Source organism: Paenibacillus sp. TC-CSREp1 (assembly GCF_050171015.1).
Lineage (GTDB): Bacteria > Bacillota > Bacilli > Paenibacillales > Paenibacillaceae > Paenibacillus > Paenibacillus silvae.
Genome location: NZ_JBNOKM010000004.1, coordinates 143803 through 155665, shown reverse-complemented (window position 1 = coordinate 155665; position 11863 = coordinate 143803). Strand labels below are relative to the sequence as shown.

The window sequence follows — 11863 nt, the reverse complement described above, 5'->3', positions numbered from 1 at the left end:
GAATACGCGTATGTCATACAGACAGCTGCCTTTGCATTATCATCAGATTCCCGCAAGTCCCATTGTTCTGGGGTGTATGCGTTTTGGAGGAGCATGGGACGGACAGCCCATTACAAATGATCTGGTGGTTGAAGGCCGCCAGGCGGTAGAAACAGCATTGGAAATAGGAATTCATCATTTTGATCTTGCGGACATCTACACACGGGGAAAGGCGGAGCATGTGTTTGGACGCGTGCTGTCCGAGATTGGGGGGCTGCGTGAACAGATTATTATTCAATCGAAATGTGGCATCCGACTGGCCGGGGAGGATGAAGGTCCTCAGCGCTACGATACGTCAGAAGTACATATTCTGAAAAGTGTTGATGGCATTCTTACCCGGCTTGGCATCGACTATCTGGATATTCTGCTGCTGCACCGTCCTGATCCGCTTGCCCATCCGCAGGAGATTGGAGAAGCGCTGGCTAAGCTTCATCAGGCAGGCAAAGTGAGACATTTTGGCGTGTCCAACATGGGCTCGGAGCAGATTCGCCTTCTTCAGATGTACAGTCGTGTTCCCTTCATTGTGAACCAGCTGGAGATGAGCCTTGATAAAATCGGCTTCGTCGAAGCGGGTGTAACCGTGAACCGTGAACCTGCCAAACAGAATGTATTCCCTTACGGTACGATGGAATTCTGCCAGGCGGAGCACATTCAGCTGCAGGCCTGGGGCCCATTGGCGCAAGGAAGATTCACAGGCAGAGTGGTTGAGGGACAGCGGCCGGAGATTAAAGCAACATCAGAGCTTGTGGCACAAATGGCTGCGAAAAGAGATGTCACGCCTGAAGCGATTGTGCTGGCCTGGCTGATGAAACATCCTGCTGGCATTCAGCCAGTGATTGGCTCTATTCGCCCGGAGCGCATTCTTGCTTGCCGCGACGCGACCCAAATTGAACTCACACGTGATGAGTGGTACGAGCTATATTCGTCTTCCTGCGGACGCAGAATGTAGTGAAAGAGCACAGGTTCTCTGGAATCTGTGCTTTTTGGTTTTTATTTTTCAAATGGTGATTAAAGCATGTGCAGAGTTGTTTATTGACTTGTAGTGCCCTTCTTTTGTAGTCTGGAGTATTCATATTTGTGCTCAAGCGTGTTCATGAGTAAGACCTGAGACTTACAGGGGAGTGCAGATAAGAAGGACGTTTCAACCATTTTTGCCTGTTTTCAGCGTCATGGGATGAAAGCTGTGATAATATGAGGAAAATAGGAACATACGATCTGTTTACATGAGAGGAGACATCTTGAAGATGGAGATGCTTAAACCGCCTGCCGAGACATTGTACGAGGCTGAGTTACGGGCGTTACAACAGGAGGATCAGGGTCATCGTCCCCCAAACTGGTTATTATCCCCGGCATATGTACGGGATTTTATTATTGGACGGGATCAGCCAGCTATGCTGGATGGGGAGAAGATTGCGATCACACGTAAATTCTATGGTAATGATGTTCTGATAGAACGTGCGGTTGTTACACTTGCGGGTAATCGCGGGTTGATGCTGGTGGGTGAGCCGGGTACAGCCAAAACGATGTTAAGTGAGCTGCTCACGGCTGCGATCTCTGGCACAAGTTTGAATACGATACAGGGCACGGCTGGAACGACCGAGGATATGATCAAATACTCATGGAACTACGCCATGCTGCTTGATAAGGGGCCATCTGAAGCTGCGCTCGTGCCTTCTCCTCTGTATAACGGAATGAAAAAGGGGATACTTACCCGCTTTGAGGAAATTACACGTTGTCCGGCAGAAGCACAGGACAGCCTGATCAGTATTCTTAGCGACAAGGTCATGAGCATTCCGGAACTGGATGGGGGAGTGCTTTTTGCCAAACCGGGGTTTAACGTCATTGCTACCGCCAATATTCGGGACAAAGGTGTTAACGAGATGAGCGGCGCACTCAAGCGGCGTTTTAACTTTGAAACGATCAAGCCGATCCAGAATGTGAAAATGGAAGCGAAGATCATTGAATCTCAGGCGAGAAACCTGTTATTACATAGTGGAATTGATACCGAAATTCAAACCGATGTGGTGGAGCTGCTGGCAACAACGTTTATGGAGCTGCGCACAGGCATTTCGCGTGAAGGATACAAGCTGGATACACCGCAAGCATCGATGAGTACTGCAGAAGCGGTATCTGTATATGTGCAGAGTGCGATGACATCGTATTATTACGAGGGTAAATCGATTGCGCTGGATCGTTTGGTTCAGAATATGCTGGGTACGATTGCCAAGGAAAATGACAAGGATCTTAGCATTCTGAAAAATTATTTCTCCAAAATTGTGAAGGCTCGCTCCGCAGAAGAGGAAATCTGGAAAAATTATTATGAGGAAAGAAAATGGATCGGTTAGGCACGGTACCGCCTGCTGACACGGCCGTTTTATCGGATGCTGCGGCTTTAAAGCAGCTGCATTCTTTGTTTGAATCAGATGTATACAACCTGAACAATCGAACGCTCTATTTTCCAATACGGCATCACAGTCCAGCCTGTGCACATCATCTGCTGCGTGTGATTGAAGACTACAAGCCAGAAATGATTTTGATTGAGGGACCCGAAAGCGGCAACTCGCTTATTTCCGTGCTAACGGATGAGGCGACCGTACCTCCAGTCAGTCTCTATTACACCTATGAGGATGAGCATGGCCGGGAAGCTTGTTATTATCCGATGCTTCGATACTCACCCGAATATGTTGCATTGAAGGAAGCAAAGCGACGGGATATACCGGCCTCCTTCATGGATCTGGATTATCGGCATGTCTCCAGGCGCACAGACAGCCCTGCCAACCCGGCGCAGACGGAACAGCAGGACGTTTCGTTCCAGGATGAAACGCTGCTGGCCAGCTCGGATTTTATTAACCGACTATGCGAGAAAACAAACTGCCGCAGCTTTGATGAGTTGTGGGAAAAGGTGTTTGAGATCGGCGGACTGGATAAGTCTCCCAGTTTATTCGTGCAGGACGTGTTCACCTACTGTACATTATCCCGAATGTGTTATACTCCGGAACGATTGATTGCGAGCGGTGACCTGTTAAGGGAAGCGCATATGAGAAAACGAATCAGGGAAGCCGGGGAGAAACATGAGCGGGTGCTTGTGATCACAGGTGGTTTTCATACCTACGGTTTACTGTATGAGAACGTCTATGAGGCAGAACAGGAAGTACAATTGCAGGAGCCTGCATCAGATATGCAGCAGCAGATGTATCCAATGGTATATACGTTTGCCGAGGCGGATCGTCTGAACGGTTATGCCAGCGGTATGCCTTACGTGTTTTTCTATGATCAAATATGGGGAGAGCTGCTTCGTTCTTCGGTTTCAGCTTACCGTTTAACGACACTGAATGTGTTATCCAGGCTGATGCGCAAGCTTCGGGAACATGAAGAGCACGTATCTACGAGCGATGCGATTGAAGCTTACGGCATGATCCAGGGGCTGGCACAGCTTCGTGGCAAGCGGGAAGGCGGAGTATACGAGCTTATGGATGCAGCGCTCTCTTCATTTGTCAAAGGGGAGTTAACGCTTGCTACCGACAAGCCGCTGCAGGAGCTGCAGCTTCTGCTAACCGGTGATGGTATTGGAAGTGTAGCGCCTAATGCTTTTCATATTCCGATTGTAGAGGATTTCAAAACCCGCTGCACGGAGTTTAAACTACAGATCCGAACGACTGGTCAGCACAAAAAGGTGCTTGATCTGTATGCCAAGCCGGAGCATCGCTTGCTTAGCCAGCTATTTCAATGCATTGCGTATCTCGTACCTGAGTTTGCCAAACGACAGGCCGGCCCTGACTGGATTGCACAGCGTGATATGAATCTCGTTCGCGAAACCTGGGAGTATATGTATTCTTCGCGGATCGAAGCCAGGCTTATTGAAAATTCCCTATATGGCGGTACACTTGCTGCAGCGGCTACTCGCAAAATGGAAGAGCAAATGCAGGACATTCCGAATCATCACAGTGGCGAGCTTGCGCAGCTGATGCTTCATGCACTGCTAATGGGCCTTCAGGAGACAGCGATGCAGCTGTATGCTAAGGTGCGGGCAGCGCTGCGAACCGATGGACATTTCTTGTCTTTGTGCAGCAGTCTGACCATTCTTAACCGTATTCATCAGCACCGCAGGTTGCTGGGGTTATCGGATGATCCCCATCTTCCTGAACTGGTGTCGGAAGCTTATAACAATGCGGTGGACAAGCTGCTTCAGCTGTCCCGAACAAATGCAGATGAGCATGATGGAATTATTCAGGGACTGAAGCTGCTTGCGATGCTGGCAGAATCATCAGAGGAGCAGTTTCAGGATACAACGTTTCGCAATCAACTGAACGAGCTTTTACGTGATCCGAAGCTGCCAGCTCAGCTGGAAGGGGTATGTATCGCTATTGCATCAGGACTGGGTGATCGATCAAGGGATGAGATTGCGGAGCGTGCCCGGGGATATATTCACGGGACTCCTGAACAGATGCGTCAGACGGCTTTATTTCTACAGGGGGTCTTCACGGTGGCGCGGGATGCGTTCTTGTATGAAGATCAGCTGCTGTCCGAGCTGAACGGGTTGATCGAACAGTTATCCTACGATGATTTTATAGCGATGATTCCCGAATTGCGGCTGGCCTTTACTTATTTTACACCGATGGAAACGGGTCTGATTGCGGAACGTGTGGCCAAGCTGCATCAGGTGGAGCCGGATGAGATGTCTACCCCTGCGCTGGATGAGCAGCTTCTAATGCAGTTCAGAACGCAGGATGAGGCACTTCGAAAGGAGTTTGCTGCATGGAAATTAATATAGAAGGATCTCGTCACGCACAGGAAGAAACGTTGACAGAGCTGCCTTTAACCGCTGAACGCAGTGCTGTTGAAACATTGAACCGGTGGCGCTTGATTCTGGGGGAATCTGCAGAAGAGGGGCTGTCTGAAGCCGATTCATATGCATCGGGCGAATTTCAGTATACCGAGCTGGATGAAATTCTGGGATATTTGTACAATCGTGAATATGGGGAGGAGCAAGGCTATCGCAGAGAAGGCGGGCGCGGTTCGTCAGAGCTTACCGTTCCTCATTGGTTACATAAGGTCAGGGAGCTTTTTCCCAAATCCACGGTTGAAATTCTGGAAAAGCAGGCACTGGATCGCTACGGGCTGACGGAACTGCTGACAGATCGAAAGCTGCTGGAGTCGCTTGAGCCCAATATGAATCTTCTCAAAAACATCATGCAGTTTAAAGGACGAATGAAAAATGATGTGCTGCGAAGTGCCAAGGATATTGTGCGGGTGGTTGTTGATGATCTGCGAAGGAAGCTCGAATCACACGTCAGGGCAAGCATTATGGGCAAACGAAGTCGATATGCAGCAAGCTCGGTGCGCTCCCTGCGCAATTTGAATTTTAAACGTACGATTACACGCAATCTGAAAAATTATGATAAAGACAAACGAAGATTTGTGATTGATCGTCTTTATTTTGATGGCAATATACAGCAGCATAACAAGTGGAACATCATTATCGGTGTTGATGAGAGCGGCAGTATGATGGATTCGGTGATTTACAGCTCCGTTATGGCAAGTATTTTTTATCGTTTGAATGCCTTGCGGACAAAATTGTTTATTTTTGACACCAAGGTGGTTGATCTGAGTGATCGGCTGGAGGACCCTGTGGATGTGCTGATGAATGTGCAGCTCGGGGGAGGAACTCATATTGCCAAAGCGCTGCGTTACGGAGAGACACTGATCGAGAATCCAGGCAAAACAATCTATATTCTGGTCAGTGATCTTGAGGAAGGATACCCGATCAAGCAGATGTATCAGGCGTGTAAGGATATTATTGATGCAGGCTGCAAGCTTCTGGTGCTTACGGCGCTCGATTTTAATGGAAATTCAGTGTACAACGAACATGCCGCGCAAACGCTCGCCAACATGGGCGCACATGTCGCTGCGATTACCCCGAATGAACTCGCAGAATGGATTGGAGATATCATTACCTGAAATTCAACTAAATGATCTAACTTCAATTGAATTACTTTAACATCTCATTTTAAGGAGGAAATGATTATGCTTACCGCTGACCGAGCAGTTGAGAGTTTGGTAGAGAAGTTCGCTTCCGTCTGTTCAGACGATTATTCGCTGAAGACGGATCGCAGCTCCGAGATTATTGATTATGTTATGGGGGCGACCGACAAGTTCCCGGATATGATGGGGAAAACGAGTCATTATGTGTATCGAACCGTAGAAGCTTTAACCAAACTTGGCAAGAAGGAAGAAGGAGATCTCTTTTTCCGTGCTGGCGCAGTGGCGATGCATCTCGAATCGAATTATTTTCGAAGAAGCCCTTGGGGTGTAAGTGCATTTGATGCTTGTCTGGGTGAGGATTCGGAGGCCTACGGATTAAATGGGAAAAGCAAAAACCCGGATCGCATGGCAGCCTTAACATCCCGTTTGAAAAAAATGAAGCAATTTGCGGGTGAGCAGGAGATTCTCACTGAGCTCAAGCGACGTGTGAAACGCGCACAATGGCTGTTTGACTCCAAAAAAGCAGATAGTGAAGGCAATTTCATAGATGTCGTTGATGCTCTGATGCTCATTCATTTGTGTTTGCAATTGCAGGATGAGTTTACGAACACCGACGAGATCAAAGAAAGCAGAGAGAGACTGCCCCGGCTGTTTCAACATCTTCTGGAAAATGATACCATAAATCTTCGTGAAGAGCTCTACAGCCTGATCGAACCGTTGATTGCAGGCAGTGTCCAAGGCAAGCAAAATAGCTCCACTCAGCTGCTGGAAGAGGAATTTCTTCAGCAGAACCGGAGCGAGCTGATTGCCAAGCATTATCCTGAAATTACTTTTTCGCCTAAACATCATATTTCCCATGCTGTGTTCCATCAAACGATGGTGTTAGTAAGCAGTGCGTTGTTATATCTGACGAATATTCATGGGGGTAAACAGCGTTTTCTTGAAAATGTAAGTGGTGCAGGTGCAGTTCTGCATGAAATAATCCAGCATCTGCATGAGCTGTACCCTATAGAGGTTCGTCAGTATCTGCTCAGCATGAACCCTCGTTCAAGAAATGCAAATGACTTGCTGGACGGGCTGGTGTCTTTGGATGAACCCTATCAATTGATTGAAACGCTGCGGCTGGAGCTGAACTCGTACAGAGTATCCTGGAATACGCTAAAAGCGGCCATCGCCAGTCAGCCTGAGCAGTCCAAACGGGCCTATGAAATTGTCAAAGCTCCATTTTTGAAGTTATGTTTACAGAAGATGATGTCAGATCAGGATATTGCCCTGCCTCAGTCGGATGTTACTATCGAAGAAGCTGTATTCCAAGTGCTGCGCCAGCCGCTGGAAGGTGGCAGACAAGGGCTTGCTATTGCGAGATATCTTAGCGGAGAATATTCACTTGAGGAATACTGGGCAGACAAAGACAGCCGAGGGTTGTTCAATCACGTCAATCGGGACCGAAAACGAGTTAACCTTTTGATCAGCATTAGCTTCTTGCCCATCGATTCAGAGCCGATGCACCGTTTTGCTATTTTGCTGACACACCCGGACTGGATGATTGATATCGTATCGGACATGTATCACTCCTATGCGTTTAGCGGTGAGCAGATCCTGAATACGTACGGGAATGATCCTAAGGTCAAACGGGAGCAGTTGCTAACCAGTTTGATCTCTCTGAATGGTATGACGGATTATACGTATCTGTCGATGCCGCAGGATGAGTATCGCCGTATTTTACAGCAAAACATGGAACATGCACTGAAGCAGTACAAAAAACTGCCAACGGATACACGCATTTTGACACTGGAGGTGGCGTTTGAGCAGCGCGATACACTGCCTAAGAAACAATTGGTGGCAGCCGTTCAGGCAGGTTTGCAGGATGCATCCAAGCGAGCGAACAGCATCGCCCTGGCGGAGTTTAACCGTATTCCAGATCAAGAGCTGTATATGATGATTTACCGTGCGGAGAAAAAGGCTGCGATCAAAGAAATGGCGCTGACAGCGATCCGCAGTCTGGATAACAGCAAGCAGCTGTATATGGAGCTCTTGGAGAACGAGAAATCAGCAGAGTGGAAAAATCTGATTCAAATTCTGCTCGATACCGCTGAGCTGAGTCCGGAGTATGCACACGCCGCTCTTGCTGAGCTGGCCGATGCCAAAAAAATGTCCCGCATCAGCTGGCTGCCTCTGAAGGAACTGCCTACCCTGATTCGCGAAGCAGACGGCCAGCCGCTGGATGATCGGATCAAGCAGTATGTATTAGTGCAGTCCATTGATCACGGTTCTGGACCCAACGAACGATTGAATGAGCTGAGAGAATATGTAAGCGAAACGTCGCTTATTCGTTTTTCTAAAGAGCTGCTGCAGTTATGGATTCAGGAAGAAGCACCTGCCAAGGAAAAATGGATCATGTATCTGTCCGCTTTATTCGGAGATATTGAGATCGTTCATATTTTGACTCCGCAGATTAAGGAGTGGACGGAGAACAGTCGAGGTGCGATTGCCGCGGAGGCGGTGAAGGTGCTCGCTTTCCTGAATGAACCTGCTGCACTGATGGCCATCGACAAGATCAAACGAAGTGTGAAGAACCGTCAGGTGAAGGGCGCAGCTGAAGAGGCGCTGCAGCTTGCTGCCGAGAACCTTGGACTAACGGCTGAGCAGCTGGAGGATCGGCTGGTAACTTCGCTTGGATTTGATGAGAAGGGTACGCTGCAGCTTAGTTACGGAGAGCGTTCTTTCCAAGTAAAAGTGAATGCAGACCTGCAGGTGGTTGTTTTGAATGAGGAAACGGGTAAAGCGGTAAAAAGCTTGCCTGCTCCAGCCCAAAAGGATGATCCTGAGCTTGCGGCTCAATCCAAAGCACGTTTCACTCAGCTGAAGAAGGATCTCAAAACAATGGTGACGATCCAGACGCAGCGTCTGGAAGAATCGTTATCCAAGCAGCGTCTCTGGACAGCAGAGGAATGGACGGCTCTGTTTGTAGACAATGTCATTATGCAAAAGTTCGCAGTAGGACTCATCTGGGGCATCTATGAGCAAGATGAGCTGGTTCATACGTTCCGGTATATGGAGGATGGAACCTTTAACACGGTAGATGAGGATGAAACAGAACTTCCATCAGGGGCTCAGGTAGGGCTCGTGCATCCGCTTGAACTGGATCAGGAAACGCTGGAGGGCTGGACTACACAGCTTGAGGATTATGAGGTGAAGCAGCCGTTCGAGCAGCTGAAGCGTGCAATCCATCTGGTGGAGGATGAGGATCAGGCCAAAACAGAGTATGATCGTCTTCCACAAGAAGAGTTCTCACCAACGGCTCTTCCGAAAGCGCTGGAGAAATACGGCTGGATCAAGGGGCCTGCGCAGGATGGCGGCTGGTTCAATGCATTTTACAAGGAATACGGCGATCTGGTTGCCGAGCTTCAATTCAGCGGTACAAGCATTACCTATTATGAAGGAATGGAAGATGTTACGCTGGAATCCTTGCACTTCTTCAAGCCACACGGTACGAGACAGCACTATTATTATGCAGATCATAAATCGATTGCTTTGGGCAAAATTCCTGGCCGTGTGTTTAGTGAGACTATCTATGATATTTTGAGAGCAACGGGGCGCTGAGCACGTGAGTATGAATAAATTCCAAGAGAAATTCAGGCATTTCTCGAAGCTATGCACCGAGGATTATCTCATTCGTTATGCGAACAAGGGATTATATAAGAGGGCACTGAAGGAACTGGATCAAGGTATACATGTGAATTATACCTGGGGTGAGGCATCGGTTAAGTGTGAGCTAAGTGAGGGTACCGAATGTACCCTCTATGCCTCGCTCGATCAATGGCAGTGCTCTTGTCCGTCCGAGCATATTTGCAAACATGTGCTGATTGCCATTCTGTATGACCAGCGTCAGCAAGCGGCAGAAGGGGAGGAATCCGCTGCAGCATCAGCAATATCTCATGTAACTTCTGAAGAGTCTTCCTTGAAACCAGCGGAAACGCAGTTATCTTCTTCTGGCTTGCCGAATGAATATGCCAAGCCTGCTGATTTCGTGGCACAGGAGCTGCCTTTGGTTATGGAGCAGGACCATTCTGACTACAAGCTGCAACTAGAGCCAGCAGATACACCTTCCCGTTTTCGCTGGATGCTTGAGACCGAACTTGCAACGATGATTAAATCGTACACTGCATCCATGATTGAAGAAGTCGTTTTTCGGCTACGTTATCCTGAAGAAATTCGCATCAAGGAGGATACGCTGCTCACTGTGCAGTTGAAAACCCAGGACATTGAAGTGTCTTTTACAGATGAGCCTAATCTGACAAAAGCTTTATGCAAGGTGAAGCAGACGCCCGGAAAGATGGCGAAGCTTGAAGCGTTGCTGCGCTACCGGATGATTCATGGAATCCATGATATGGAGGTTCTGAGTGTTCGTGCATATGAAGCGAAGTTCTCGCTTCAAACCGTTCGGGAATGCCGCGAGATTCTGACAGGTATGCTGAAGACAGGGCTTGCCCGGCTGCCTCAATCTTATCTGGCGCAGCTGGAGACGCTTGCCATTGCCGCACACAGCGGTAATCTTCCGGATATTGAGCGCAGCTTGCGCGGCATTCAGGGTGAGCTTCAGCTTTTTTTCAAGCGGCATGTACGCTTCTCCATGCAAACGATGCTGGAACGGATAAGCAAGCTTTATCTTGCGTTAGAAGTACTTATGCAAGGCGATATATCTGTGAAGCAGCAGAGTCAGCTTGCAGGCAGCTTTCGCAGCAAGTATTTTACCGTGCCTTCTCTTCATCTCTATGGCCTGGGAGCAGATTCTTGGGAGACCCGATCCGGCTTTCGGGGGATTACGTATTACTTCTATGGTCTGGATGATGGAGAGATGTATACGTATAGCGATGTGCGTGCGGTCTATTATGAGGATCAGCAATTCTCGTTCGCGGAGCATTATGCTGCATTTACCCCATGGCTGCCAAGCCTGACGTTTAGTCAATTTACTGGAGAAGAAGTGCTGTTCCAGTCGGTTAAAGTAAATGAAGAACGTCGAATATCGTCTGGCGATGGAGCCAAATTGACCCTGTTGCCGCGAACACATGTGACCGAGGTGAATTTTGGGTCGTATCTGACGGATATACCGTATGCACTCCAGCATCAACCGGACTCGATCTCCTTGTTCACGGAGCCGAAAGAACGATTGGCCCTCATTGAGGTTACTCGCATTGTAGAGCATACATTCAACAAACAGACGCAGGATTTGATTCTTAAGGTAGAAAATACAGACGGGCAGTGTCTGCCACTCACTCTTCCGTATTCCTCGGATTGGCAGTCCATGATTCATCGGCTGGAATCAGGGTTCGGCTCTCAGAAGCTGGAGCACTTCTATGCGTTTGTACGATTGGAAACGAGGCGCATCAGTCCGATCAGCTTCCTGAAAGGTCAGACGCTGCTTAGTTTGAAGCTGGATTCCAGTAATGGAAGGATGGGACGTTTTGCACGAAGATAATGGATTGATGCAGCACTTATCCAGCTGGTCCGAGGAATTACTGCTTCGGGGGTTATCTCAATTTACTATTCGGGATATTGAACTGCTTGAACAGTGTGCTGCTGCCGCGCAACGACTACAGATGCAGTTTCTGCACGAATTGATAACAAGTGTTATCGAAGCCGGGCGCCGGGTAGCATTGGGTGAAGGCCAAGAGGAGCGACTGCTGGATCAGTATTGTCGCCTGTCTCAATATGTTCAGCTTAATGCGAACGTACAAGCTTGATTTTGAAAAGGTTATCTCCAGACTGGTTATGGATTAGTTTAACTTCTGGTGGGAGGATGGGAACAGATTTGGAGCATTAACCCTAATTATAAATAATC

Annotated in this window: 7 protein-coding genes; all 7 read left to right on the top strand. The window is 48.4% G+C overall.

Going from position 1 to position 11863, the window contains the following annotated elements:
- Window positions 1-10 precede the first annotated feature (10 nt).
- The 7 genes from ACQSGY_RS07280 to ACQSGY_RS07250 all read left to right on the top strand — a co-directional run bounded on the left by ACQSGY_RS07280 (window position 11) and on the right by ACQSGY_RS07250 (window position 11765).
- On the top strand, window positions 11-988 hold the full coding sequence (locus tag ACQSGY_RS07280; protein WP_427051329.1) for an aldo/keto reductase: 978 nt from the start codon (window positions 11-13) through the stop codon (window positions 986-988).
- Window positions 989-1283: 295 nt separating this feature from the next.
- Window positions 1284-2384 (top strand): ATP-binding protein, encoded by a 1101-nt coding sequence (locus ACQSGY_RS07275; protein WP_427051328.1) that lies wholly within the window; start codon window positions 1284-1286, stop codon window positions 2382-2384.
- Window positions 2372-4810: a DUF5682 family protein gene (locus tag ACQSGY_RS07270; RefSeq protein ID WP_427051327.1), complete on the top strand. Its 2439-nt coding sequence runs from the start codon at window positions 2372-2374 to the stop codon at window positions 4808-4810. The genes ACQSGY_RS07275 and ACQSGY_RS07270 overlap by 13 nt, the downstream gene beginning before the upstream one ends.
- Entirely contained in the window at window positions 4795-5997 is a 1203-nt protein-coding gene (locus ACQSGY_RS07265; RefSeq protein WP_427051326.1) for a VWA domain-containing protein, read from the top strand. Before ACQSGY_RS07270 ends, ACQSGY_RS07265 begins: the two co-directional genes overlap by 16 nt.
- A gap of 66 nt (window positions 5998-6063) precedes the next feature.
- Window positions 6064-9624, top strand: a complete 3561-nt coding sequence (locus ACQSGY_RS07260; protein WP_427051325.1) for a DUF4132 domain-containing protein — start codon at window positions 6064-6066, stop codon at window positions 9622-9624.
- A 10-nt stretch (window positions 9625-9634) separates the two neighbouring features.
- Window positions 9635-11500, top strand: a complete 1866-nt coding sequence (locus tag ACQSGY_RS07255; RefSeq protein ID WP_427051323.1) for a hypothetical protein — start codon at window positions 9635-9637, stop codon at window positions 11498-11500.
- The gene (locus ACQSGY_RS07250; RefSeq protein WP_427051322.1) at window positions 11487-11765 is read left to right on the top strand and encodes a hypothetical protein; all 279 of its coding nucleotides are present in this window, start codon (window positions 11487-11489) and stop codon (window positions 11763-11765) included. The genes ACQSGY_RS07255 and ACQSGY_RS07250 overlap by 14 nt, the downstream gene beginning before the upstream one ends.
- Window positions 11766-11863 lie beyond the last annotated feature (98 nt).

Coding starts and splice junctions, on each gene's coding strand:
- ACQSGY_RS07260 (WP_427051325.1), top strand. CDS start 6,064: ATGCTTACCGCTGACCGAGCAGTTGAGAGTTTGGTAGAGAAGTTCGCT.
- ACQSGY_RS07265 (WP_427051326.1), top strand. CDS start 4,795: ATGGAAATTAATATAGAAGGATCTCGTCACGCACAGGAAGAAACGTTG.
- ACQSGY_RS07280 (WP_427051329.1), top strand. CDS start 11: ATGTCATACAGACAGCTGCCTTTGCATTATCATCAGATTCCCGCAAGT.
- ACQSGY_RS07270 (WP_427051327.1), top strand. CDS start 2,372: ATGGATCGGTTAGGCACGGTACCGCCTGCTGACACGGCCGTTTTATCG.
- ACQSGY_RS07275 (WP_427051328.1), top strand. CDS start 1,284: ATGGAGATGCTTAAACCGCCTGCCGAGACATTGTACGAGGCTGAGTTA.
- ACQSGY_RS07255 (WP_427051323.1), top strand. CDS start 9,635: ATGAATAAATTCCAAGAGAAATTCAGGCATTTCTCGAAGCTATGCACC.